Annotated in this window: 21 protein-coding genes and 3 tRNA genes; 7 read left to right on the forward strand and 17 right to left on the reverse strand. The window is 62.7% G+C overall.

Features of this window, described 5'->3' with window-relative positions:
- Positions 1–12 precede the first annotated feature (12 nt).
- The 8 genes from rseP to rpsB all read right to left on the reverse strand — a co-directional run bounded on the left by rseP (position 13) and on the right by rpsB (position 7,519).
- Positions 13–1,377 (reverse strand): RIP metalloprotease RseP, encoded by a 1,365-nt coding sequence (gene rseP, locus HPS01S_RS09175; protein WP_066154331.1) that lies wholly within the window; start codon positions 1,375–1,377, stop codon positions 13–15.
- 68 nt (positions 1,378–1,445) lie between these two features.
- Positions 1,446–2,633: a 1-deoxy-D-xylulose-5-phosphate reductoisomerase gene (ispC, locus tag HPS01S_RS09180; RefSeq protein ID WP_066154335.1), complete on the reverse strand. Its 1,188-nt coding sequence runs from the start codon at positions 2,631–2,633 to the stop codon at positions 1,446–1,448.
- Positions 2,630–3,472 carry a phosphatidate cytidylyltransferase gene (locus HPS01S_RS09185; RefSeq protein ID WP_066154339.1) on the reverse strand — a complete coding sequence of 281 codons (843 nt, stop codon included), beginning with the start codon at positions 3,470–3,472 and terminating at the stop codon, positions 2,630–2,632. Before HPS01S_RS09185 ends, ispC begins: the two co-directional genes overlap by 4 nt.
- Positions 3,465–4,232, reverse strand: coding sequence for a polyprenyl diphosphate synthase (gene uppS, locus HPS01S_RS09190; protein ID WP_066154342.1), 768 nt, complete (start codon positions 4,230–4,232; stop codon positions 3,465–3,467). Before uppS ends, HPS01S_RS09185 begins: the two co-directional genes overlap by 8 nt.
- A 46-nt stretch (positions 4,233–4,278) precedes the next feature.
- The gene (gene frr / locus HPS01S_RS09195) at positions 4,279–4,839 is read right to left on the reverse strand and encodes a ribosome recycling factor (protein WP_066154345.1); all 561 of its coding nucleotides are present in this window, start codon (positions 4,837–4,839) and stop codon (positions 4,279–4,281) included.
- Positions 4,840–4,881: 42 nt separating this feature from the next.
- Positions 4,882–5,592, reverse strand: coding sequence for a UMP kinase (gene pyrH, locus HPS01S_RS09200; protein WP_066154348.1), 711 nt, complete (start codon positions 5,590–5,592; stop codon positions 4,882–4,884).
- A gap of 167 nt (positions 5,593–5,759) precedes the next feature.
- Positions 5,760–6,653 (reverse strand): translation elongation factor Ts, encoded by an 894-nt coding sequence (gene tsf / locus HPS01S_RS09205; RefSeq protein ID WP_066154352.1) that lies wholly within the window; start codon positions 6,651–6,653, stop codon positions 5,760–5,762.
- A gap of 110 nt (positions 6,654–6,763) precedes the next feature.
- Complete coding sequence (gene rpsB / locus HPS01S_RS09210; protein ID WP_066154354.1) at positions 6,764–7,519, reverse strand: 30S ribosomal protein S2; 756 nt, start codon at positions 7,517–7,519, stop codon at positions 6,764–6,766.
- A 295-nt stretch (positions 7,520–7,814) separates the two neighbouring features.
- Here rpsB and HPS01S_RS09215 point away from each other — a divergent pair, with 295 nt between their 5' ends.
- Positions 7,815–9,035 (forward strand): FAD-dependent oxidoreductase, encoded by a 1,221-nt coding sequence (locus HPS01S_RS09215; RefSeq protein WP_169803935.1) that lies wholly within the window; start codon positions 7,815–7,817, stop codon positions 9,033–9,035.
- 104 nt (positions 9,036–9,139) lie between these two features.
- Complete coding sequence (locus HPS01S_RS09220) at positions 9,140–10,681, forward strand: bifunctional ADP-dependent NAD(P)H-hydrate dehydratase/NAD(P)H-hydrate epimerase (RefSeq protein ID WP_066154365.1); 1,542 nt, start codon at positions 9,140–9,142, stop codon at positions 10,679–10,681.
- A 9-nt stretch (positions 10,682–10,690) separates the two neighbouring features.
- Here the strand turns inward: HPS01S_RS09220 and HPS01S_RS09225 are convergent, their stop codons facing one another.
- Together HPS01S_RS09225 and rnr are read right to left on the reverse strand one after the other, a co-directional pair.
- Complete coding sequence (locus tag HPS01S_RS09225; protein WP_255284194.1) at positions 10,691–11,245, reverse strand: YggT family protein; 555 nt, start codon at positions 11,243–11,245, stop codon at positions 10,691–10,693.
- Positions 11,245–13,521 carry a ribonuclease R gene (gene rnr, locus HPS01S_RS09230; protein ID WP_066154370.1) on the reverse strand — a complete coding sequence of 759 codons (2,277 nt, stop codon included), beginning with the start codon at positions 13,519–13,521 and terminating at the stop codon, positions 11,245–11,247. The genes HPS01S_RS09225 and rnr overlap by 1 nt, the downstream gene beginning before the upstream one ends.
- A gap of 49 nt (positions 13,522–13,570) precedes the next feature.
- Here rnr and HPS01S_RS09235 point away from each other — a divergent pair.
- Together HPS01S_RS09235 and HPS01S_RS09240 are read left to right on the forward strand one after the other, a co-directional pair.
- Positions 13,571–13,655 (forward strand) — tRNA-Leu (locus HPS01S_RS09235).
- Between the two features lie 115 nt (positions 13,656–13,770).
- A tRNA-Leu gene (locus HPS01S_RS09240) sits at positions 13,771–13,855 on the forward strand.
- 51 nt (positions 13,856–13,906) lie between these two features.
- Here HPS01S_RS09240 and rimO read toward each other — a convergent pair.
- The 5 genes from rimO to HPS01S_RS09265 all read right to left on the reverse strand — a co-directional run bounded on the left by rimO (position 13,907) and on the right by HPS01S_RS09265 (position 19,430).
- Positions 13,907–15,292 carry a 30S ribosomal protein S12 methylthiotransferase RimO gene (rimO, locus tag HPS01S_RS09245; RefSeq protein WP_066154373.1) on the reverse strand — a complete coding sequence of 462 codons (1,386 nt, stop codon included), beginning with the start codon at positions 15,290–15,292 and terminating at the stop codon, positions 13,907–13,909.
- Positions 15,293–15,322: 30 nt separating this feature from the next.
- On the reverse strand, positions 15,323–15,865 hold the full coding sequence (gene phaR, locus HPS01S_RS09250) for a polyhydroxyalkanoate synthesis repressor PhaR (RefSeq protein ID WP_066154376.1): 543 nt from the start codon (positions 15,863–15,865) through the stop codon (positions 15,323–15,325).
- A 195-nt stretch (positions 15,866–16,060) separates the two neighbouring features.
- Positions 16,061–16,137: transfer RNA gene (locus tag HPS01S_RS09255), tRNA-Val, on the reverse strand.
- Positions 16,138–16,198: 61 nt separating this feature from the next.
- Positions 16,199–18,484: a RelA/SpoT family protein gene (locus tag HPS01S_RS09260; protein WP_066154378.1), complete on the reverse strand. Its 2,286-nt coding sequence runs from the start codon at positions 18,482–18,484 to the stop codon at positions 16,199–16,201.
- Between the two features lie 13 nt (positions 18,485–18,497).
- Complete coding sequence (locus tag HPS01S_RS09265) at positions 18,498–19,430, reverse strand: alpha/beta fold hydrolase (RefSeq protein WP_084397217.1); 933 nt, start codon at positions 19,428–19,430, stop codon at positions 18,498–18,500.
- 66 nt (positions 19,431–19,496) lie between these two features.
- Between HPS01S_RS09265 and HPS01S_RS09270 the strand changes: the two genes are divergently transcribed.
- Positions 19,497–20,267, forward strand: a complete 771-nt coding sequence (locus HPS01S_RS09270; protein WP_066154381.1) for a 3-hydroxybutyrate dehydrogenase — start codon at positions 19,497–19,499, stop codon at positions 20,265–20,267.
- Positions 20,268–20,270: 3 nt separating this feature from the next.
- On the opposite strand, the gene HPS01S_RS09275 is transcribed toward HPS01S_RS09270, so the two are convergent.
- Both HPS01S_RS09275 and HPS01S_RS21770 read right to left on the reverse strand, forming a co-directional pair.
- On the reverse strand, positions 20,271–21,011 hold the full coding sequence (locus HPS01S_RS09275; protein WP_066154383.1) for an SIMPL domain-containing protein: 741 nt from the start codon (positions 21,009–21,011) through the stop codon (positions 20,271–20,273).
- Positions 21,012–21,017: 6 nt separating this feature from the next.
- Complete coding sequence (locus tag HPS01S_RS21770; RefSeq protein ID WP_127806285.1) at positions 21,018–21,311, reverse strand: hypothetical protein; 294 nt, start codon at positions 21,309–21,311, stop codon at positions 21,018–21,020.
- A gap of 168 nt (positions 21,312–21,479) precedes the next feature.
- On the opposite strand from HPS01S_RS21770, the gene ompR reads away from it, so the two are divergent.
- The gene (gene ompR / locus HPS01S_RS09280; RefSeq protein ID WP_066154387.1) at positions 21,480–22,211 is read left to right on the forward strand and encodes an osmolarity response regulator transcription factor OmpR; all 732 of its coding nucleotides are present in this window, start codon (positions 21,480–21,482) and stop codon (positions 22,209–22,211) included.
- Positions 22,211–23,620: an ATP-binding protein gene (locus HPS01S_RS09285; RefSeq protein WP_066154390.1), complete on the forward strand. Its 1,410-nt coding sequence runs from the start codon at positions 22,211–22,213 to the stop codon at positions 23,618–23,620. The genes ompR and HPS01S_RS09285 overlap by 1 nt, the downstream gene beginning before the upstream one ends.

Here is a 23,620-nt window from a genome sequence, read left to right on the forward strand (position 1 = left end):
GAGAGAGATCGTTCAGCCCACGAGACGGGTGATATCGTTGAAGAGGGCAACGCACATGAGGGCCAGCAACACAGCCACTCCCCCTCGCTGCAGCCGTTCCAGCCAGACGTCGGACACCCCGCGGCCGGTCACACCCTCCCAAAGATAATACATCAGGTGCCCCCCATCGAGGACCGGCAACGGCAGCAGGTTCAGGACCCCGAGGCTGACGCTGATCAGCGCCAGAAACACGATGTAGGACGTGAATCCCATGCTCGCCGATTTGCCTGCGTAGTCTGCGATGGTCAGCGGACCGCTGATGTTCTTGAGGGAAGCCTCTCCGATCAGCATCTTGCCCATCATTTTCAGCGTCAACCAGGACACCTCCCAGGTACGCTGAACACCCAGCCAAAGCCCCTCCAGCACGCCGTGGCGCACCGTCGTCATCGCTGGCGCAGAGCCGACGTACGCGCCGATGCGACCGATCCAGGCCTCACCCGATTTCTCGGGCTTTGGTTCCACGGTAAGGCTTAGCGTGCTGCCGTCACGGGATACGTCCCACACCTGGCGTACTGTCTGCCCCTCAGCATTGACGCTATCGCGGATCCTCTGTCGCAGTGCACCGCCGTCGGACACAGCCTTGCCGTCGACGCGCAACACACGGTCTCCCGCCTGCAAACCGGCGGCCTCCGCAGCACCGCCAGGCATGACGTCCCCCATCACCGGATCGGTCCATGGGGACAGGATACCAATGCGCCTGAACAGCGTGGCGTCGGCCTCCTTGACGTCGATCTGGCTGAGCGGCAGCGTCAGCTCGCGCGCAGCGCCGCCCTCCTCACGGGATACCAGCAACTGCATGTCCTGACCAGACAAAGCCGCCTGCGTCAGGCGCCAACGGAGGTCCTCGAACGACCTCACGGGCGACGCTTCGTCACCGTTCACGTAGGCGCTTTGCACCCACTCCCCGCCGATGAGTCCCGCCTTTTCCGCCACTGAACCTGCAACGGGTGAAGCAAGCACCGGCTTGGGCTCCTCCACACCGCTCCAGTTCACCACTGCATACAACACCACGGCGAGCAGCAGATTCGCTGCCGGCCCGGCCGCGACGATGGCCGCCCGCGAACGCAGCGGCTGTGCGTTGAACGCCAGATGGCGTTCCGCTGGATCCACCGGTGCTTCGCGCTCGTCCAGCATCCGCACATATCCGCCCAGCGGCAGGGCACACAACACAAACTCGGTCGGACTGCCAGCCCGTTGCCAACGCAGCAGCGGCTTTCCAAATCCGACGGCAAAACGAAGCACCTTGACCCCGCAGGCCACGGCCACCCGGTAGTGGCCGTACTCATGTACGGCGATCAGCAGGCCCAGGGCCACGACAAAGGCAATCAATGTGGTCATAGGTCCCTCGAAGTATCAAATCGGCAGCGCACCACAACCCTGGCCTGAAGGACCACGCAGGGCGTGGCTCAACCGCGGCAGCGATCCACGCAAGCCGAGGCCATCGCTCGCGCTTGCTCGTCCAGCGCCAGCAGCGCTTCCAGACCCTCGGCCTTGGAGGGCGACAAGGCCTCCAAAGTTGCACGATTGACCATATGAATGTGATCGAAGCGCAGCCGCCGATCCAGAAAGGCCGCCACCGCCACCTCGTTCGCGGCATTGAGCACAGCGGTGGTTCCAGGAGGTCCGTCCAGGGCCTCCCAGGCCAGGCGCAGACCGGGAAACCGAAGGTCGTCGGGCTTCTCAAAAGTCAGGGCAGTCAACGCCGAAAAATCCAGCGCATTTGCACCAGACTCCATGCGCTCGGGCCATGACAGGCCGTAGGCAATCGGAACCCGCATGTCGGGTGTCCCCAGTTGGGCCACCACCGAACGGTCATGGAACTGGACCATCGAGTGCACCACGCTCTGGGGATGGATCACCACCTCGATCTGAGACGGGCTTACACCAAACAGGTACCTGGCCTCGATGACCTCCAGCGCCTTGTTCATCATCGTCGCGGAGTCCACCGATATCTTGCGCCCCATCACCCAGTTCGGGTGGGCACAGGCTTCTTCCGGCGTGACCGAATGCATGGTGGATGGATCGCGCTGTCGGAAAGGGCCGCCCGATGCGGTCAGCAGGATCTTCTCCACGCGCCTGGGCCATGTCGAAGGGTCTTCAGGCAAGGACTGAAAAACCGCCGAGTGCTCACTATCGATAGGCAGCAACCGGCCGCCCCCCTCCGCCACGGCCTGCATGAACCACTCACCGCCCACGACCAACGATTCCTTGTTGGCCAGCAGAAGCTTCTTGCCAGCCCGCGCCGCAGCGACACTTGGCTCCAGGCCGGCCGCACCGACGATGGCCGCCATCACGGCGTGAACCTGCGGGTCGGCACTGACCTCGCAGAGGGCACGGGGGCCCGACAACACCTGAACCTTCAGACCTTCTGCTTTCACCCTGTCCGCCAGCAGCCGGGCATGCTCCGGGCTGGCCATCACAGCGTATTCGGGACGGTGCACCTTGCATTGCTCGAGCATGGACCCGACCTGGGTCGCTGCCGTGAGGGCAAACACCCGGAACCGTTCAGGGTGGCGGGCGATGACGTCCAGGGTGTTGGTACCGATTGATCCGGTCGATCCGAGGATGGTGATGTTCTGCACGGGCACGATCATCTCTCCAGCAGATGGGCAAACAGCATGGCGACAGGCAACACGGGCAACAAGGCGTCCACCCGGTCAAGCACCCCACCATGCCCGGGCAGCAACTGGCTCGAATCCTTCATGCCCGCACTGCGCTTGACAAGTGACTCCAGAAGGTCTCCCACCACACTGGCAGCAGTCAGTAGAAGGAGTGCCGGGACCACCCAGCCCGGCCCTGCCTGCCACAGACGACTGAAAAGACTGGGCCCATCCGACGGATAGCGCTGATCGAACCACAGCCAGAACAGCGCCAGCAGGAACACCCCGAGAAGCCCGCTGAACACCCCTTCCCAGCTCTTGCCCGGACTCAGGGTCGGCGCGAGCTTGCGGCGACCAAACGTCCTTCCGCCGGCATAAGCGGCAATGTCCGCAGCCCACACAAGGGTCAAGACCGAAAGCAGAAACACCAAGCCTGTTTGCCGGGCCTGCACGAGCGCCAGCCAGGCACATGCGAGAACCAATAGACCACCCGACAATCGCCAAATCATCGGCCACTGCTGCCAACCAGCCACTCCGCGCCTGAGCATCAAGACCGACAGCAACAGCCATCCCCCAGCAGCGACCCACCAGACGGCTGCCCACGAGCGGTCCAGCCCACCCCACAACCAGAAGAGCAGCAGCAGTCCGCCAAACCCTGCGCCGATCAGCAACGCCGCCCCCCCTGACTGGCCATTCATGCGAGCCCACTCCCAGCCAGCAGCGGAAACCATCAGCACCGCCAACGCAGCAAACGGAACAACAGAGGCATGAAACATGGCTGGCAGCACCACAGCCAGGAGCACCAGCGCGGTGATGATGCGTTGCTTAAGCATGCGAGCCGCTGGCCGCTGCCACCGGGCTGGACGGACTCACCTGTTCGGAGGTCAATCCGAAACGGCGCTCGCGCCCTGCGTAGTCTTGGAAAGCCCGATCCAATTCGGCGGCGTCGAAATCCGGCCACAGACAGGGTGTGAAAAACAGCTCGGAATACGCGCACTGCCAGAGCAGAAAGTTGCTGATGCGCATCTCGCCGCCCGTACGGATCAGCAGGTCGGGATCGCCCACGTGGGCCAGCGCCGTTGTTTGACACAACCCAGCTTCCGTGATGTCTCTGCCCTGGGCCAACAGCTGCTTCGCGGCGTTCACGATGTCCCAACGACCGCCATAGTTGAAACACACATTGAGTACCATGCGATCGTTGTGTGCGGTCGTCTGCTCGGCCTTGCGAAGGCCTTGCAGCAGGCGCGGAGACAGTCCGGAGGAGTCGCCTGGGAAGTGCAGTCTCACTCCACTCTTGTCGAGCTTGGGCACTTCCCGTGAAAGGGCCAACACCAGAAGATCCATCAGCCCTGAAACCTCTTCTGGAGGGCGGTTCCAGTTCTCGGACGAGAACGCGAACACCGTGAGCACTTGGACGTGGCGCTCAAGGCAAGCCCTGACAGTCCGGCGAAGCGCATCCACACCTTGCTTGTGCCCAGCCACCCTGGGCAATAGGCGCTTCTTTGCCCAGCGGCCGTTGCCATCCATGACGATGGCCACATGCCGCGGCACGCCAACGGCATTCGGCGCGCCGGTCAGGGGATTGGAAGACATCGGCAAGCGAACCTGGTGTTGGAATGGGAACGAAGGCGGGTGCGAATCAGACCGCCAGGATGTCCTGTTCCTTGGAGGCGACAATCCGGTCGATCTCCCCGATCATCCGGTCGGTCAGCTTCTGGATGTCGTCTTGGGCACGGCGCTCGTCGTCCTCCGACACCAGCTTGTCCTTCAGCAATTTCTTGACGTGCTCGTTGGCATCGCGACGCAGGTTTCGGACAGCCACTTTCGCGGCCTCGCCTTCGCCTTTGACGACCTTGGTCAGTTCCTTGCGGCGCTCTTCTGTCATCGGAGGCATCGGCACACGGATCAGGTCTCCCTGACTGGCCGGGTTCAAGCCCAGATCCGACTCTCGGATAGCCTTCTCGATCTTGGCGCCCATGCCCTTCTCCCAGGGAGCAACCCCGATGGTTCGGGCATCCAGCAGGGACAGGTTGGCCACCTGTGACAACGGCAACATGGAGCCGTAGTACTCGACATGCACGGTATCCAGGATCTGCGGGTTGGGGCGGCCAGTGCGCACCTTGGAAAGGCTGGTTTTCAGCGCCTCCAGCGACTGGTTCATCTTGTGTTCGGCGTTCTGACGGATCTCGGCGATGCTCATGAATGCTCCTATGGAAGACAGGTTCTCTGTACCAAGCGTCGGTCAGACGTGGACGAGTGTTCCCTCGTCCCCGCCCAGCACCACATTGCGCAGCGCCCCGGGCTTGAAAATCGAAAACACCTTGACGGGCAACTTCTGGTCTCGGCAAAGGGCAAAGGCCGTCGCATCCATCACCTGAAGGTTTTTGGCCATGGCCTCGTCAAACGTCAACGCTGTGTAGCGGGTGGCCTTGGGGTCCTTGTTGGGGTCGGCGGTGTACACACCATCAACCTTGGTGGCCTTGAGCACGATCTCGGCTCCGATCTCTGCGCCACGCAGCGCGGCGGCCGTGTCGGTTGTGAAAAACGGGTTGCCTGTGCCCGCGGCAAAAACCACCACCTTGCCCTCTTCGAGATACTGCAGGGCTTTGGGACGCACGTACGGCTCCACCACCTGCTCAATGGCGATCGCCGACATCACGCGGGCCACCAACCCGGCCTTGTCCATGGTGTCGGCCAGCGCCAGCGAGTTCATCACGGTGGCAAGCATGCCCATGTAATCGGCCGTGGCGCGATCCATGCCGACGGAGCCACCAGCCACCCCGCGGAAAATGTTGCCGCCCCCGATCACAATGGCCACCTGGACGCCCAGACGGGTCACTTCGGCAATCTCCTCGACCATGCGGACAATGGTCGCGCGGTTGATGCCGAAGGCATCGTCGCCCATCAGGGCTTCACCGGAGAGTTTCAGAAGAATGCGCTGGTAGGACGGCATGAGAATTCCTGTGTGACGACTCTTGTTGTATGTGCAACCGGCAAGTGTAGCGAGGAGCCGCGTGTGATTCGAGGCCCAGCGTCGCCAGACACCGGAAAATTCAGCGACCGAATATGACAACGGGCCTTGCGGCCCGTTGTCATGATCAGCTAGATACGGCGACGGGTTCAGGCACCTTTGGCCGCTGCAACCTGGGCTGCAACCTCGGCGGCGAAATCGTCGACCTTCTTCTCGATGCCTTCACCCACCACATACAGGGTGAAGCTCTTGACCGCAGTGTTCGCAGTCTTGAGGTACGCACCAACGGTCTGCTTGCCATCGGCCGCCTTCACGAAGACCTGGTCGAAGAGCGAAACTTCCTTCAGGTACTTCTGAACCGAACCTTCCACCATCTTGGCGGCGATGTCGGCCGGCTTGCCCGACTCGGCGGCTTTGGCCGCTGCCACAGAACGCTCGCGCTCGATCAGTTCTGCAGGAACATCAGCCGAAGTCAAAGACACAGGCTTCATGGCTGCCACATGCATGGCGACGTCCTTGGCAGCCGTTGCATCACCGTCGAACTCGACCACAACGCCAATGCGGGTGCCATGCAGGTAGGAGGCCAGCTGACCACCGTTGGCCCAGCGCTTGAAACGACGGAAAGACATGTTCTCGCCGATCTTGCCGATCAGGCCCTTGCGCACTTCTTCCAGCGTGGGGCCAAAGCCGTCCTGCTCGTAGGCCAAGGCACCCAGGGCTTCGATGTCAGCCGGGTTGTGATCGGCCACCAGCTTGGCCGCAGCACTGGCCAGCGCCAGGAAGCTGTCGTTCTTGGTCACGAAGTCGGTTTCACAGTTGACTTCGATCAGGGCGCCCGTATTGCCGCTGATGGCAGCAGCGACCACGCCTTCGGCGGTCACGCGACTGGCGGCCTTGCCGGCCTTGGTACCCAGCTTGACACGCAACAGCTCTTCAGCCTTGGCCATATCGCCATCGGCCTCAGTCAGCGCCTTCTTGCACTCCATCATGGGTGCGTCGGTCTTGGCACGCAGTTCAGCGACCATGCTTGCGGTAATTGCCATTTCAGTTCTCCGTTGTCCGGGTCCGCAGCGCGGACTCACACTGTTCATTAATCGGTTTTGCTTGTGAAAAAGGGGCTACTGGAGCCCCTCTTTCGCACAGGCTGCGAGGCTCAGGCAGCCGCGTCTTCCTTGACTTCCACGAACTCGTCGCCGCCTTCGGCAGCGACGGCCTTGACAACATCGTTCACCGCGTTGGCACGACCTTCGAGGATGGCATCAGCGATGCCACGGGCGTACAGAGCCACAGCACGGGCCGAGTCGTCGTTGCCGGGGATCACATAGTCAATACCCACGGGCGAGTGGTTGGTGTCCACCACGCCGACCAGCGGAATGCCCAGCTTCTGAGCCTCGGACACGGCGATCTTGTGGAAGCCCACGTCGATGATGAAGATGGCGTCGGGCAGCGCGGTCATGTCCTGGATGCCGCCGATGTCTTTTTCCAGCTTTTCCATTTCGCGAGCAAACATGAGCTGCTCCTTCTTGCTCATGCTGTCGAGGCCAGCTTCTTTTTGAGCCTGCATGTCCTTCAGACGCTTGATCGAGGTCTTGACCGTCTTGAAGTTGGTCAGCATGCCGCCCAGCCAGCGCTGATCGACAAAGGGCACGCCAGCACGACGCGCCTCCTGCGCCACGATGTCACGCGAGGTGCGCTTGGTGCCCACCATGAGGATGGTGCCGCGGTTGGCGGAAAGCTGCTTCACGAACTTGGCAGCTTCCTCGAACATCGGCAACGTCTTTTCGAGGTTGACGATGTGAATCTTGTTGCGATGGCCGAAAATGAACGGGGCCATCTTGGGGTTCCAGAAGCGGGTTTGGTGTCCGAAGTGGACACCGGCTTCCAGCATTTCGCGCATGGAGATCGACATGATGTATTCCAGAGGTTGGGTCTAAAATCCAGCCCCGATTGCTTCGTTTCCGACCTTTGCAGGGTCTTGGCATTACGAAGCAACACCTGGGTAGGCTGGTTTGGGATTTGCCTGACACCAGTACTCCAGCAATGGACCACCAGCAGCAAAGCCTGTCAATTATAGCAGCACCGCTCCTGGCGCACGGCGATTCTTGGCCGTACCGCCTTACCGTACTCCTCGCCCCCCGACCATCCATGCACTGTGCCGATCGCTTCTGCCCTCCTTTTGCCCGCCACATCAGCGGGAGCTGCGATTGAAGCTTGCCGTGCTTGGTGCAGGCGTGGTCGGCGTCACCACCGCCTATGAACTGGCCCAGGATGGGCACTCGGTCACCGTATTCGAGCGACGCCAGACAGCGGCAGAAGAAGCCAGTTTCTCCCCTGGGGGCTTGCTCGCACCAGAATGGACGGCCGCTTGTGCTGCCCTGGAATGGGAGCGGGTGAACGAGCGACAACAATCTTGGTGGTCGAAGCTGCTGGGCCACCGGTCACCCTTCAACCCCAATCCGGGACCAGCCCTTCTGGCCATGGCCTGCCACTCGCTCGAACGGCTCTCACAGCTGTCCGAACATCTGATGCCGTCCTTCGGTGAGCAGCAAGGCCTGATGACCGTGTGGAGGGACCCGTCAGTGCACCCGGTTGCAGCCCGATTGCAAAGCATCCTTGCGGACTATGGCTGCAAGTCCCTTCTGACCGACGCAGAACATGCCAGAAACCTTGAGGCGGCGCTGAACCCCGACATCACGCTCGCAGGCTCGCTTGTCGTTCCTGAGACGTGGTCTGCGAACTGCCGTCAGTTCGTGCTGCAACTCAAGGCCCATGCCCAGCACGCCGGCTGCCGCTTTCGGTTCGCAACCGAGGTTCTGGGCATTCAGCACATACCCGGCCAGCGCGGCATCCGTGTGCTGAGCACCCAGCAGGATGCCTCCATTGAACCGTTCGATGGCGTCGTCTTGTGCGCAGGCGAAGCAACACGCGGGCTCTTGAAACCATACGGACTGGACCTTTCGATGGAAACCCGGGTTGCCCATGCGGTCTCGGGGCTCATCCGCGAACCCCTGGATGCGCCATCGGCGACCATTCACGACCTCCAGCAGGGCATCACGATCGCCCGCACTGGACAATGGGTTCGTGCAGTCGGCCCTGCCCTCCGAGCTTCGCGACTGCCCCGGGCCGGGGCCGCATTCAAACCGCTGTACGAGTCTCTAAGCGACTGGTTTCCGGGAGCGCTTAGGACGGGAGTCTCGGGCGCTGTACAAGAGTGGAGCGGCACAGTGACAACAACGCCTGACGCACTGCCTTTGCTTGGCCCCTCCGGCGTGCCAGACGTCTGGATAAATGCGGGGCATGGCATGCACGGCTGGCTTTTGGCCTGCGGCTGCGCCAAAGTGCTAGCGAATCAGTTGTCTGGCCGGCCACCCGAGGTCGACATCACCGCCTTCCAGGCGCAAAGAAGTCTGCCAGCAATCGCTTGACGGACTGGTCTTGCCGCCCCACCATGGGTCAAGCACACGCTCAACGCAACGAGGAGGCATTCCATGCGGACGCTCCGCCTCATCAGCAAACAACGATGACTCGAATGCGGCGCATCGAGACGCTCTGCAGCGAACCACTGCATGACAGCACAGCCACGCGCGCGCTGGAACGCGCCATGACGGCATCCCTACCGGCACATGAGCTGATGGCCCGTGCAGGACGAAGTGTGGCCGACCTGACCATGGCCCTTGCCCCCCACGCCCGCCGCATCTGGATCGCCTGCGGTCCGGGCAACAACGGGGGCGATGGGCTGGTGGCCGCTCGCCACTTGTCTCTGCACGCCCAAAGCCGCCAGGGCCGGCCGGAGATCGTCACCACGCTCACCGGTGACCCCGGCCGGTTGCCTCCAGATGCCGCGCACGCCCTGACCCTGGCTCTGGAAAGTGGAGTGACGTTAGCGTCCTCGCCGCCGCATGATTTTGACGTGGCCATTGATGCCCTGCTGGGCATCGGAACAACTCGCCCCCCCGCTGGTGAAATGGCCGAGTATCTGCGCCGCCTGCACCGAACCAGCGCCACAGTGCTGTGCGTAGATGTGCCCAGCGGCCTCCTGGCCGACACCGGAGAGTACCTGGGGCCTGCTGCACCGACACCGAACGGCCCCCGGCACACACTGTCTCTGCTGACACTCAAACCAGGACTGTTCACTGCCGCAGGTCGAGATCAGGCGGGATCCGTGTGGCTGGACACACTGGGAGCCACAGCCACCAACTGCCCGGCATATGCCGCCATACTTCAAGGCGCAACCGATGCACGTACGCGCCGGGCGCATGCGGCCCACAAGGGAAGCCAAGGAGATGTGCTCGTGGTCGGCGGTCAGGGTCTCGCGCCCTCCGGTGCCGGCATGACCGGGGCAGCCATCCTCGCCGCACGGGCCGCACTTCACGCAGGCGCCGGTCGGGTCTATGTCGGGCTTCTTTCTCCCGATGCACAACAGCCCTCCTGGGATCCCCAATGTCCTGAGCTCATGTTCAGGCAAACAGACACGCTGCTCGCCGATGAGACCTTGTTACGGCAAGCCACTGTGGTGTGCGGCTGCGGCGGCGGCCAGGCAATTGCCAAGTATCTCCCCAGCATCCTGTCGACTTGCCCATCCCTGGTCCTGGATGCAGACGCGCTGAACGCCGTTGCTGGCGATGACGCGCTCCGCCGCCTGGTGGTGGAGCGCAGCGCGCGAAACTGGGTCACCGTCGTCACCCCTCACCCGCTTGAAGCAGCGCGCCTGCTGTCGACCAGCACGCCTTCAGTAATGAAGGACCGCCTCGGCGCAGCGCGTCTGCTCAGCGAGCAGTTGAACGTGATCGCTGTGCTCAAGGGATCTGGAACGGTGATTCACGCGCCTGGCGAAACACCCCGGATCAACGCCAGCGGCAATCCGGCGCTGGCCACTGCGGGCACAGGAGACGTCCTGGCCGGATGGATCGGAGCCTCACTGGCGAACTCCACTAGTCGATCAGCGCCCTCCTATGAGGCGGTCCTTGAGGCCGTGTCAGGTCATGGCAGATTGGCAGACCAATGGGTGGTGCACCATGAACAGACCCTCACGGCCAACCGCTTGGTGGAGTGCATTCGTGGAGCGCGCTGAGCCGGCGCGTCACCCCAGCAAAATCAGCCCGATCTGCAGCAGGACGATGAGCACAAGCACGGACAAATCCATACCGCCGATCTGTGGCACCACCCTTCGGATGGGGCGCAGCAGGGGCGAGCAAAGCCGGTCCAGCGTGCCCATCACCGGTGCACCTGGCTGCACCCACGAGAGCACCGCAAACACCAGCAACAGGAAGATAAGCCCCTGAAGCAACACCCGGATCAGTAGATAAAAAGCCAAACCCGGAATGGCCACCAAGGGCGCGACCACACCAACGGACGACGGCGCCAGTGCCGCACCGAGCATCAGGCGCAAACCGCCATAGCCAATGGCCAGCAGCACCGCAGCCAGCAGGCTGCCCCAGTCGATCGGGCTCTGGGACATGGAGCGCGGCAGGATTTTGCGCACTGGTCCCACCAGCCAGTGTGTGAGCGCCATGGCGAACCGGCCGGGCTGAGCCGACATGTTGATGCGAAGGTGATTCATCCAGGCCCGCAGGAGCGCCGCTCCTATGAGCAGAAAAAACACCGTCTCCAAAACGAAAAAAAGCGCGGCGGCCATCAGCGACGCCCCTTCCGCGTCTTGCCCGCCCCACCGCGCGCAGAACCTCTGGCCTCCTTGTTGCGCCCGCCTCCTTTGGCGGTTGCGCCCTTGCCGGGCCCCGTGGATTCCCGGGGAGTTGCCTTGCCCTGCGCCCGCTCCTCACGCTCACGCAGACGCCGTCCCCCGCCTTGATCCGGCGCCCCCTCTCCGCCAGTCTTGTCGCGCATGGCCCGCAGCATGGCATCGTCGTTGCCCGACACAAGCCGGAAGTCAATGCGACGCCCGTCCAAGTCGACCCGGCTCACCTGAACCTGCACCCTGGACCCCAACGCGTACCGGATGCCTGTTCGCTCCCCGCGGAGCTCCTGCCGCGCCTCGTCGAACCGGAAGTACTCTCCGCCCAGTTCGGTGATGTGCACCAGCCCTTCCACATACATCGCATCGAGCGTCACGAACAGTCCGAAGCTGGTGACTGAGGTCACGACGCCACCGAACTCCTCGCCCAGGTGCTCGCGCATGTACTTGCACTTGAGCCACGCCTCCACATCACGACTGGCTTCATCGGCACGTCGCTCGTTGGCGCTGCAGTGCAAGCCGGCCGCCTGCCAGGCCAGCAGATCGGCCGAAGGCTTCTTCACCGCCTCTCCAGCCACGGGCGGGCGGGCCCGGCTGGCCAGGCGCTTGCTCAGTTTGGCGTGCGCTTCCCCAGGCGTTGGCAAGGCGGGCAACTGGTACTTCTGCTTGGTCAGGATGGCCTTGATGACCCTGTGAACCAGCAGATCGGGGTAGCGCCGGATCGGACTGGTGAAGTGGGTGTAGGCATCGAACGCGAGACCAAAATGCCCCTGATTCATCGGCGTATAGATCGCCTGCGACATGGAGCGCAGCAGCATGCTGTGGATCTGCTGGGCCTCCGGCCGATCCTTGGTCGCCTCGGCGATCTGCTGGAACTCGGACGGGTGGGGGTTGTCGCTGATGGACTGCGAAACACCCATGGCTTTGAGGTAGTTGCGCAAGGTCTCCTGCTTCTCCGGCGTCGGCCCTTCGTGCACACGGAACAGGCCTGCGTGTTTGCTCTGACCAATGAAATCGGCAGAGCACACGTTGGCCGCCAGCATGGCTTCTTCAATCAGCTTGTGGGCGTCGTTGCGGGTGCGCGGCACGATCTTCTCGATGCGGCCGGATTCATCGCACACGATCTGCGTTTCCACCGTCTCGAAGTCGACCGCCCCCCGCTTGTTGCGGGCCGCGACCAGCGCCCGGTACACGTCGTGCAGATTCAGCAGGTGCGGAACCAGTGCCTTGCGGTTCTGAGCCTCAGGGCCCCGCGTGTTCTGCAGGACCGCAGCCACCTCGGTGTAGGTGAAGCGCGCATGGCTGTGCATCACCGCCGGATAGAACTGGTAGGCATGCACCTCACCCTTGGCATTGACCAGCATGTCACAGACCATGCACAGGCGATCCACATCCGGGTTCAGAGAGCACAGTCCGTTGGAAAGCTTCTCTGGCAGCATCGGGATCACGCGACGAGGGAAATAGACCGAAGTGGCCCGGTCGTACGCGTCCACGTCGATCGGCGCGCCGGTCTTCACATAGTGACTCACATCGGCAATGGCCACCAGCAGACGCCAACCCTTGCCCCGCCCCACCTTGGCTGGCTCGCAGTACACCGCGTCGTCAAAGTCCCGCGCATCTTCTCCGTCGATGGTCACCAGGGCCACGTCGCGCAGATCGACCCGATGCTTCAGGTCGGCCGGCCGGACTTTGTCGGGCAATGCCCGGGCCTCGGCAAGTGCCGAATCCGAAAACTCGTGCGGCACACCGTACTTGCGCACCGCGATCTCGATCTCCATCCCGGGATCATCGATCTCGCCAAGCACCTCCTTGACACGGCCGACAGGCTGCCCATACAGCGCTGGAGGCTCGGTCAGTTCGACCACCACCACCTGGCCGGTCTTGGCCGATCCAGTGGCCCCCTTGGGAATCAGGACGTCCTGGCCATAGCGCTTGTCCTCAGGGGCGACGAGCCACACGCCACTCTCTTGCAGCAGTCGACCGATGATGGGGGCAGCAGGGCGCTCAATGATCTCGGTCACCCGCCCTTCGGGCCTGCCCTTGCGATCCAGCCGCACGATGCGGGCCTTCACCCGGTCCTTGTGCAGCACCGCTCTCATTTCGTTGGAAGGAAGATAGATGTCGGGCTGTCCGTCATCACGGATCACAAAGCCGTGTCCGTCGCGATGACCGGAGACGACACCTTCGAATTCGGCCAGAAGATTGTTTTTTTCGTTCAAGATTATGAGTTCTGTTTTTTTACTGTTATACTAGTTGTCTTCCTGAGATGCCCAGGTGGCGGAATTGGTAGACGCACTAGTTTCAGGTACTAGCGCCGAGAGGCGTGGAGGTTCGAGTCCTCTCTTGGGCACCAATCATAAGGGCTTGCAAACGAAGAGTTTGCAAGCCCTTTTCTTTTTTTATCTGGACCGCAAACAGCGCAGCCAAAACGCGCTGAGCCGCAGGCTATAATGCGAGCTTCCTGAGATGCCCAGGTGGCGGAATTGGTAGACGCACTAGTTTCAGGTACTAGCGCTGAGAGGCGTGGAGGTTCGAGTCCTCTCTTGGGCACCAAACACAAGGGCTTGCAAACAATTCGTTTGCAAGCCCTTTCTGTTTGCTGCATCAAATCGGCTGAGCCACGAGGTCGTGACCGTCCGCTGCAACGATGCGCGCGCGAGTGAACTCCCCCACCTTGAGCGTCTTGCTGATCTTCTCTGGTGGCAGCAGTCGCACCACGCCATCGATCTCCGGCGCATCCGCGTAACTGCGGCCAACACCCCCCTTCTTACCCAGGCCGGGCGCCGAATCCACCAGCACCTGCATGGTCGAGCCCACGCGGGAGCGCAGTTTGTCAGCGGACACCGCCTCCGCGACCTCCATGAAGCGCGCGCGGCGCTCTTCCCGCACCGCATCCGCGACAGGATCAGTCAGTGCGTTGGCTGCGGCCCCCTCCACCGGCGAGTACGCAAAGCAACCCGCACGATCAATGCGCGCTTCGGCCAAGAAATCGAGCAGATGCTGAAACTCAGCCTCCGTCTCTCCGGGAAATCCTGCGATGAAGGTGCTGCGCACCACGATCTCAGGGCAGATCTCGCGCCAGCGGGCAATGCGTTCCAGATTTCTTTCCCCACTGGCGGGGCGCTTCATCCGCTTGAGCACATCGGGATGGCTGTGCTGCAGTGGCACATCCAGATACGGCAGGATCAGACCCTCGGCCATCAGCGGAATCACGTCGTCCACGTGGGGGTATGGGTACACGTAGTGCAGACGCACCCATGCGCCAAATCCTCTTGCCAACTCACCAAGCGTGCGAACCAGATCGAGCATCTTGGTTTTCACTGGCTTGCCATCCCAGAAACCAGTCCGGTATTGCACATCGACACCATAGGCCGATGTGTCCTGGCTGACCACCAACAGCTCCTTGACTCCGGCCTCAAACAACTTGCGCGCTTCTGTCAGCACATCACCCACCGGGCGACTGACCAGATCACCTCGCATAGACGGAATGATGCAGAAGGTGCAGCGGTGGTTGCAGCCCTCGCTGATCTTCAGGTAGGCGTAATGGCGCGGAGTGAGCTTGATGCCCTGGGGTGGCACCAAGTCAACAAAAGGATCGTGCGGCTTGGGAAGGTGCCTGTGCACTGCCTCCATCACCTCATGGGTGGCGTGAGGGCCGGTCACCGCCAGCACGCTCGGGTGCATCTGCTGCACCAGGTTACCACCGCCATCGCCCTCGCGCGCGCCAAGGCAGCCGGTGACGATCACCTTGCCGTTCTCGGCCAAAGCCTCCCCGATGGTGTCCAGGCTCTCCTTGACAGCGTCATCAATGAAGCCACAGGTGTTGACGATGACGATGTCGGCACCTGCAAAGGTCTTGGATGTCTGGTAACCCTCGGCGCTCAGTTGCGTGAGGATCAGTTCGGAGTCCGTGAGGGCCTTGGGGCAACCCAGACTCACAAACCCTACTTTGGGCGCCGTGGCGCTGGTGGAAACAGGGGATTCACTCATCCCCAGATTGTCTCAGACCGGCCGACCGGGTCAGCGCTTGAGGCCAAAAGCGGCCAGCATCTGCTCGCTGTTCTTCTGCATCTGCTCCTGCATCTGCGTGAACGCGCTGCGAGACTGCTCCAGATACGTTCCCATCATGCCCTGCATCATGGGAGACTGGACATTCATAAACTGCTTCCAGACCTCTGGATTCAGCCCCTTGGACTGTTCTGCCATCTTGGCCTGCAAATCCATGAATATCTGGACGTTCTTTTCCAGATAAGCCCCCATGAAGTCCTGCATCGCGTGACCGTAAAAACGGATGATGTTGGCCAGCACCTGCTCGGTGAAGATCGGTACGCCTGCCGTCTCCTCTTCCAGAATGATCTGCAGCAGGATGCTGCGGGTCAGGTCCTCGTTGGTCTTGGCGTCCCGCACCACGAAACGCTCGTTGTCCATCACAAGAGATTTGACCTCGGCCAGTGTGATGTACGACGACGTATCGGTGTCGTAAAGGCGCCGGTTGGGATATTTCTTGATGACCCGCACGGCATCCGGGGAGGAGCCTTGGGCATCGGCCTTGCTTTTTTGCACTACAGGACCTTCACGTGAAGACGGAGAGCCCCCCGCGTTGTGGAGGCTGCTGTTGCGCCGGATTCTAGGAAGTCTCCCCAAGGCTGCCAAATGGGTTTTCCCTGTGCGCATCGCAGATGATGCCATGGCGCCAGGCTGCCGCACAAAGAAAAAGGGCCTGACGCAATGTCGGGCCCTTGTCGTTTCGGAGATGTTTGGTAGGCGCGATTGGACTCGAACCAACGACCCCCACCATGTCAAGGTGGTGCTCTAACCAGCTGAGCTACGCGCCTGCAAACTGTCCGAAGCCTCGCAGTATAGCAGCGAATTCTACGTTTTGTCCAAACCCGCAAATCATTTGCGCCGGACCATGCGCACACCTGCCACGTCCCCGACCACCGACATCGCACGGGACACCTGCCTCGCATCGGTGACCTCGATGGTGAAGGTCATCCACGCAATGCCCTTGACCGATTGCGTCTGCACCCCGATGACGTTCATCTTCTCGCGTGCAAACACATCGGAAATGTCCCTCAGCAACCCCTGCCGGTCAATCGCCTCCACGGCAACGTCCACCGGGTACACCGCAGAAGCCCCTTCCCGCCCGCCAGAGACAGCGCCACCCCATTGCACGTCGATCACCCGATCAGGACTAGTTCGCTGCAGATGGGCAAAGTCGCTGCAATCGCTGCGATGGATGCTCACCCCCTTGCCACGGGTCACGAACCCCCGGATATCGTCGGGCGGCGCCGGCTTGCAGCATTTGGCCAACTGCGTCATCAGCGAGTCGACACCGACCACTAGCACGCCCCCGCTGGGGGTCGAGCGCACGGGACGCGGCTTTTTCAACCACGGTGGAATGTCCTCAACAACAGGCTGATCTCCCTGCCGCAGAAGCACTTCCAGCGTGCGAAGCGACAGTTCGTCCTTACCCACCTGTTCGAACAGCGCCTGTGCCGAGGGAAGACCCGCCGAGCTGGCCAGATCCTCGAACCTCAGCGCCGTGCGCCCCTCTCGCTGCAGGAGACGCTCCACCGCCTCACGCCCCCGGGCAACGGTCTCTTCCATCGCCAGTTGATTGAACCATGCCCGGACCTTGCTCTTGGCACGGTGGCCAACCAGGTAGCCCAGCTCAGGGTTGAGCCAGTCGCGCGAAGGGCCGCCTTCCTTGGCGGCGATGATCTCGACGGTCTGGCCATTCTGCAGCGCCGTGTTCAGCGGAACCATGACGCCGTCCACCCGGGCCCCTCTGCAGCGATGCCCCAGGTTCGTGTGCACCGAATAGGCGAAGTCAACGGGCGTGGCGCCCTGCGACAGCTCCACGATGGCGGCATCCGGCGTCAGGACATAGATGCGGTCGTCGAACAGGCCCGGTGACGCCCCGCTGAGGTCACGCTCCCAGGCCAGCAGTTGTCGAAGCACCGCAATCTTGGCGTCGTACTCGGAACTGGCCGACACGCCCGCATAGCCTTTGGTGCCCGCCTCCTTGTAGGCCCAGTGAGCGGCCACCCCGTGTTCCGCGTGGTCGTGCATGGCCTGGGACCGGATCTGGATCTCGAATGCCCTGCCCTGCGCGTCGCGCACCACCGTGTGCAAGGACTGGTAACCATTGGCCTTGGGCTTGGCGATGTAGTCGTCGAACTCTTCCGCAACAGGCGTGAACTGCGAGTGCACAAGCGCCAACACCGCGTAGCAGTCATCGGTTGAAGGCACCACGACCCGCAGCGCCCGGATGTCGAACACCTGGTCAAAGTCCAGCGACTTGCCACGCATCTTCTTGACGATGCTGTAGATGTGCTTGGGCCGTCCCTGGACCGACGCCTGGATGCCCTGCCCTTGCAGGTCCGTCTCAAGCTGCAACCGCACCTGCTCGATGTGAACCTCGCGCTCTGCCCGCTTTTCATCCAACAGACGGGCGACATCTTTGTACGTCTGTGGCTCAAGAAAACGGAAGGCCAGATCTTCCATCTCCCACTTGATCTGCCAGATGCCCAGCCGGTTGGCCAGTGGAGCGAAAACATGAAGCGACTCGCTGGCCAAGGCCAGACCAGGGTCGCCCTTGCATGCCGCGAAATAGCGCAGCGTCTGCAGGCGCGATGCCAGCCGCAGCATCACCACCCGCAGGTCACGGGAAAACGCCAGCAGCATCTTGCGGACGTTCTCGGTCTGGCTGGCCGCCAGTTCGGACACGGGCACCTTGCCCGGTGACGCCACTGGCAGGGCCGCCTCTTGCGCGGCCAGACGCTCTCCTGTCTTCCGGTTCTGCACCTCGGCCGACTTGATGCGCGCCTGCCGCTGCAGTTGCACCAGCTTGGTCGTCTCAAGAGCGAGTGCCGCGAAGTTCTCGCCGAACGCTTTGGCAATCACCTCCTGTGGCCTGTTGAGGTACTGACAGGCGTACACCAGATAGGCCGCAGCCTGCATCGCCTCCGACCCACCGATGTCGCGCAGCACCGTGGCGACCGCGTCGGCGTGCGAGAGGATGTTCTCGCCAGTGTCCAGTTGTTCGCTGGCCAGCAAGGGCTCTGCAAAGGCACGTGCACGTGCCAAAGCCTGGGCCTGCCGTGGCAAGAAGCTGTCCGAGGTGGCGGCCACGATGGCCGACGTCGGCGGTGGAGGGACAGAAGTCGAATACTGCATGGAAAAGGTTCGCTCAGGCCTGTTCCAGGAAGCCGACCACCGCCGCCACCTGGTCTGGCACCACCAGGGTCGGCGCATGTCCAACACCCTGAAACTCGACGCAACGCGCGCGGGGTCCTCTTTCAGACATGGCCTTCGCCGTCTCGCGCGTCAGGAGGTCGGAATCGGCGCCCCGCAGCAGCAGGGTGGGGGCCGAAATGGCGTCATACAGCGCCCACAGGGCAGCCTCCCCGTCGGCCACCACTTGGCGACCGACAGATTCATCCATGTCTGTCAGCGCCCGGATCGGAACGGCCAGCGCAGGGTCGTAGTGCAGCCACCAGCGCCCCTCCCGCTCGCGCAGCATGGGACGGGACAGTGCCATCCACTGCTGCTGGCAGTGAGGTCCAAATCCGGTGGAGATCGACCACAGATAGTCCGCAGCCTCCTGCTCGCTGGCAAAGGAGGGGTTGAGTCCCAGATAGGTTCCGATGCGCCGCAAGGCTTCCCATTGGAGCACCGGACCGACATCGTTGAGCACCAGCCTGCGGAAGCCCATGGCAGGCTGGGCCGCCAGGGCCATGCCGATCAGCCCCCCCATGCTGGTGCCGATCCAGTCGATCTGAAGCATGGGGTTTTCGGAACGCAGCCTGGCAATGAGGCTGCCCACATCCGCTGCGTAGGTTCCCACCTGATAGGTCATCGGGTCGGCAAGCCAGTCGCTGAATCCGCGACCGGCAACGTCCACGGCGATGACGCGCGCCTGCGCGGTCAGGGCGGACGCCAGCACATCGAAGTCACGACCCTGACGGGACAGCCCATGCACACACACCACGACGCGGTGGGCATCGGCACCATGTTGCGGCATCCAGTCCCAGTACGCCAGCCGGCGCTGCTGGCCGCTGTTGGCGACAGGCCCGGGAACATCGACGAACCGCAGCTCTGGCATCTGGCTGGAACCGCTCATTCCTCGGACTCCGTGATAATGGTTTGCATGTTGTTCAACCGATCGTAATGGAACTGGAGATCCCTCATGCTTGCCAACAAAACCGCCCTTGTCACCGGCTCGACCAGCGGCATTGGACTGGGCATCGCCAAGGCGCTGGCTCGACAGGGTGCGAACATTGTTCTCAATGGTTTCGGTGACTCTGAAGGCCCGCAGGCAGAGATCGCAGCCCTGGGTGTGCAGGTGGCCTACCACGGCGCGGACATGAGCAAGCCGGCCGAGATTGAAGACATGATGAAGTTCGCGGCCAGCCGCTTTGGCCAGGTCGACATCCTGGTGAACAACGCCGGCATCCAGCATGTGGCGCGCGTGGAGGACTTCCCGGTCGAGCGCTGGGATGCGGTGATCGCCATCAATCTCTCCAGTGCGTTCCACGCCACCCGCCTGGCGCTGCCCGCCATGCGCGCAGCGAACTGGGGACGCATCATCAATGTGGCCTCGGTCCACGGTCTGGTCGCGTCTGCGGAGAAGTCGGCCTACGTTGCGGCCAAGCATGGGGTGGTCGGCCTGACCAAAGTGACCGCCCTTGAAAACGCGACCACCGGCGTGACCTGCAACGCAATCTGTCCTGGCTGGGTGCTGACACCGCTGGTGCAGAAACAGGTGGATGCCAAGGCTGCGGCACTTGGCCTTACCAACGAGGACGCCAAGAAGCAGTTGCTGGGCGAGAAGGAGCCATCGATGCAGTTCACCACCCCCGAGGAGTTGGGCGAACTGGCGGTGTTTTTCTGCTCACCAGCCGGCGCCAACGTGCGTGGCGTGGCCTGGAACATGGACGGTGGCTGGGTGGCGCAATGAACCTCAGCGCAGCTGGACCGAGCCCGACACCGAGACCGTGACCAGGCTCTTGCCCGCCTCGACAGGAATGGAAGCGTCGGCAGGCGCCTGGGCCACCGACGCGGCTCGCATCCGGTACATCGGTCGCTCGCCCTGGTCAGCGGGGCTGACCGACACCTCCCGCAGGGTGTAACCCTCGAAGCCGAAGGCCTTGGCCACCTCGACTGCCTTGGCCTTGAAACGCTCAATGGCCGATGCCTGAACCTCGGACTCGAGCTTTTGTTGCGCTTCGCGGGACAGCGAGAAGGCCACGTTGCCGACGCCCATGGAAGTGATCTTCCCCGCGGTGGTGCTGATGCGGACAAAGTCCCGCCCCTCCAGCACCAGCTCCGCCGATCCCTGCCAGCCCACGATACGTCCGTTGCTGCCATGGCGCGGATACACACCAAACGATCCTGTTTTCACCTCCAGTTGCTGAGCAGAGGCCTGTGGCTTGGCAACCGCCAGAGCGGCATCAACCGCTTGTCGCAACTGGCTCTGCACTGCAGCAGCATCACTGCCATCGCGCGAGGTGCTCAGGGTCATCGTGACCCAGTCCTGAGGCACTTCAAGCTGTGCGCTGGCAGACACCACCACCACATTGACCGGAGCGACTGCAGGCAAAGGTTGGGCAAAAGCAGCACCAGCACCCAGAAACCCTGAAAAAACCAAGGCGAGCACGCCCGCCTGGTGACACGACGATGCCACCCGCAGATATTTGTTCATAGCCGGCTATTTTGATTGAGCGGACTGCTCTGGCAGACCGCGAAGCTGTTCGCGCATGCGCTGCCGCTCTTCAGGAGACAGCCGAAATGGTTTGCTGGCGGCATAGCCATCGCTGAGCGGCTGTCGCAGGGAATCGCGCAACCGTGTGGTCACCGGGCGTCCTTCCTGGATCTCGGCGGGCGACACCGCCACAGGCTCAGAGGCCAGGGGCTGGGCAGGCTGCTCCCGCAACTCCAACGCGGCAGAGAGCAATGGCGCCCCCAGCAGCATCGCGGACACAGAGTATTTATGGTTGATCATGGTTCTGGCTGAACTGAACGATGAAGGCATTCTGAGCGGGCCTCTGGTAACGGTGTGCGGGGGTCGGGCAACAGATGTAACAGCCTGTCAAAAAACCAAAAAACAAGCCCTGACAAGCACTTGGCGCTGCCACAATCGCCTTTGTTACATTTACCGGGAGTTGCTTCCATGCCACAAAACACCACCCGCCCGAACAAGATCCTGGTGGTCGATGACGACGTCCGCATCCGCGACCTGCTGCGCCGTTACCTGATGCAGGAAGGTTTCGAGGTCATGCTGGCCGAGGACGGCAAGGCACTGAACCGAGTATTGCAGCGCGAGGCGGTGGACCTGATCGTGCTGGACCTGATGATGCCGGGTGAGGACGGCCTGTCGATCTGCCGGCGCCTGCGCGCCAACGGCGACCGCACACCGATCATCATGCTGACCGCCAAAAGCGAGGACGTGGACCGCATCGTCGGCCTGGAGGTGGGCGCCGACGATTACCTGGGCAAGCCGTTCAACCCGCGCGAGTTGCTTGCCCGCGTCCATGCGGTGCTGCGCCGCCGCCCTCCGGCCGAAGTTCCGGGTGCCCCCTCGCAGGATGCGGAGGTGGTCAATTTTGGTCCGTTCGAGTTCGACCTGAGCCTGCGCACCCTGCGCAAGGACGGCGCCGACTTGCCACTGACCACGGGCGAGTTCGCCATGCTCAAGGCCCTGGTGCGCCATCCGCGCCAGCCGCTGTCCCGAGAGAAGCTCGCGCAACTGGCCCGCGGCCGGGAGTTCGAACCATTTGACCGCAGCCTGGACGTGCAGGTGTCCCGCCTGCGCAAGCTGATTGAAGAGGACGCTGCGTCGCCCCGCTACCTGCAGACGGTTTGGGGCGTGGGCTATGTGTTCGTGCCGGACGGCAACGCCTGATGATCGACGAATCGCGGGTCCCCACCTTCGAAACCGAGCCGGCGGCGCTGGAGACGGCGTCCGCTCCGCTGGAGAGCAAACCCGCGCGCGAGGTGAGCCTGTTCTGGCGCACCTTTTTCTTGCTGTCGCTGCTGCTGGTGGGCTGCATCGTGGCATGGCTCCAGACATTCCGGGCGCTGGAATACGAGCCGCGCACGCTGCAAAGTGCGCAACAGCTGGCTTCCCTGGTGAACCTCAGCCGTGCGGCACTCGTGCACTCCGACTCGATTGCCCGTGTGTCGCTGGTCAAGACCATGGCCGACGAGGAGAAGGTGAGGATCGCCCCTCGTGAGCCGGGTGACAAGTTCCGGCTCTACGACGCGGACTCACTCAGCAGGACGGTCAGCGCCCAGCTCAGCGCCAGGCTGGGCCCTGACACCGTGGTCGCTCGCGAGGTCAACGGCACGCCGGGTCTCTGGATCGGTTTTTCCATCGACGGTGACCCGTACTGGCTGCAGGCCGACCCGTCTCGGGTGGAACTGGTGACCGGCAAGACCTGGCTGATCTGGCTCGCCACCGCCGCCGTGCTTTCGCTGATGGGTGCTGCGCTCATTGCACGCCTGATCAACCGGCCGCTGCAGAAGCTGTCGTTTGCCGCGAGCCGTGTGCGAGACGGCGACTTCAACTCCAGCCGACTCAACGAGGCCGTGGCCACGAGTGAAATCCGGCAGGTGAACATCGGGTTCAACCAGATGGCGCAGCGGCTGTCCAAGATCGAACAGGACCGCGCCCTGATGCTGGCCGGCATCTCGCACGACCTGCGCACGCCGCTGGCGCGGCTGCGTCTGGAGACAGAGATGAGTGTTGCCGACGCGGAAGCGCGAGAGCACATGTCGGCCGACATCGAACAGGTCAATGCCATCATCGACAAGTTCCTCGACTACGCACGGCCGGACCACATGGAGCCTCAGCGCGTGAGCCTCAACGAGGTCATCGAGGCCGCCGTGTTTGCGCTGGGCAACCAGCCCGACGTGGCGGTGAAGACCAGCATTCCTGACGACACCTGGGTCATGGGCGATGCGGTTGAACTCAACCGCGTGTTCTCCAACCTTCTGCAGAACGCCGTGCGCTATGGCCGCAACCAGACGACCGGTGTGGCCGAGATCGACATTGGCGCCAAGACCAAGGACCAATGGGTGCTGGTCAAGCTGCGCGACCACGGCCCAGGTGTCAATCCCGAGATGCTGAGCCAGCTCACACAGCCTTTCTTCCGTGGCGACGCCTCGCGCAGCGCCGCCACCGGCACAGGCCTGGGCCTGGCCATCGTCGAGCGCGCCATTGCCCGCATGGGCGGTCGCTTCGCGCTGGCCAACAGCAGCTCCGGCGGGCTGGCCGCCCACATCAAGCTGCCGGTCGGCAAAACCGCCTGA

Source organism: Hydrogenophaga pseudoflava NBRC 102511, from assembly GCF_001592285.1.
GTDB classification, from domain to species: Bacteria; Pseudomonadota; Gammaproteobacteria; order Burkholderiales; family Burkholderiaceae_C; genus Hydrogenophaga; species Hydrogenophaga pseudoflava.

Coding starts and splice junctions, on each gene's coding strand:
- rseP (WP_066154331.1), bottom strand. CDS start 1,377: ATGACCACATTGATTGCCTTTGTCGTGGCCCTGGGCCTGCTGATCGCC.
- ispC (WP_066154335.1), bottom strand. CDS start 2,633: ATGATCGTGCCCGTGCAGAACATCACCATCCTCGGATCGACCGGATCA.
- HPS01S_RS09185 (WP_066154339.1), bottom strand. CDS start 3,472: ATGCTTAAGCAACGCATCATCACCGCGCTGGTGCTCCTGGCTGTGGTG.
- uppS (WP_066154342.1), bottom strand. CDS start 4,232: ATGTCTTCCAATCCCCTGACCGGCGCGCCGAATGCCGTTGGCGTGCCG.
- frr (WP_066154345.1), bottom strand. CDS start 4,839: ATGAGCATCGCCGAGATCCGTCAGAACGCCGAACACAAGATGAACCAG.
- pyrH (WP_066154348.1), bottom strand. CDS start 5,592: ATGCCGTCCTACCAGCGCATTCTTCTGAAACTCTCCGGTGAAGCCCTG.
- tsf (WP_066154352.1), bottom strand. CDS start 6,653: ATGGCAATTACCGCAAGCATGGTCGCTGAACTGCGTGCCAAGACCGAC.
- rpsB (WP_066154354.1), bottom strand. CDS start 7,519: ATGTCGATCTCCATGCGCGAAATGCTGGAAGCCGGTGTCCACTTCGGA.
- HPS01S_RS09220 (WP_066154365.1), top strand. CDS start 9,140: ATGCGGCGCATCGAGACGCTCTGCAGCGAACCACTGCATGACAGCACA.
- HPS01S_RS09225 (WP_255284194.1), bottom strand. CDS start 11,245: ATGGCCGCCGCGCTTTTTTTCGTTTTGGAGACGGTGTTTTTTCTGCTC.
- rimO (WP_066154373.1), bottom strand. CDS start 15,292: ATGAGTGAATCCCCTGTTTCCACCAGCGCCACGGCGCCCAAAGTAGGG.
- HPS01S_RS09260 (WP_066154378.1), bottom strand. CDS start 18,484: ATGCAGTATTCGACTTCTGTCCCTCCACCGCCGACGTCGGCCATCGTG.
- HPS01S_RS09265 (WP_084397217.1), bottom strand. CDS start 19,430: ATGAGCGGTTCCAGCCAGATGCCAGAGCTGCGGTTCGTCGATGTTCCC.
- HPS01S_RS09270 (WP_066154381.1), top strand. CDS start 19,497: ATGCTTGCCAACAAAACCGCCCTTGTCACCGGCTCGACCAGCGGCATT.
- HPS01S_RS09275 (WP_066154383.1), bottom strand. CDS start 21,011: ATGAACAAATATCTGCGGGTGGCATCGTCGTGTCACCAGGCGGGCGTG.
- HPS01S_RS21770 (WP_127806285.1), bottom strand. CDS start 21,311: ATGATCAACCATAAATACTCTGTGTCCGCGATGCTGCTGGGGGCGCCA.
- ompR (WP_066154387.1), top strand. CDS start 21,480: ATGCCACAAAACACCACCCGCCCGAACAAGATCCTGGTGGTCGATGAC.
- HPS01S_RS09285 (WP_066154390.1), top strand. CDS start 22,211: ATGATCGACGAATCGCGGGTCCCCACCTTCGAAACCGAGCCGGCGGCG.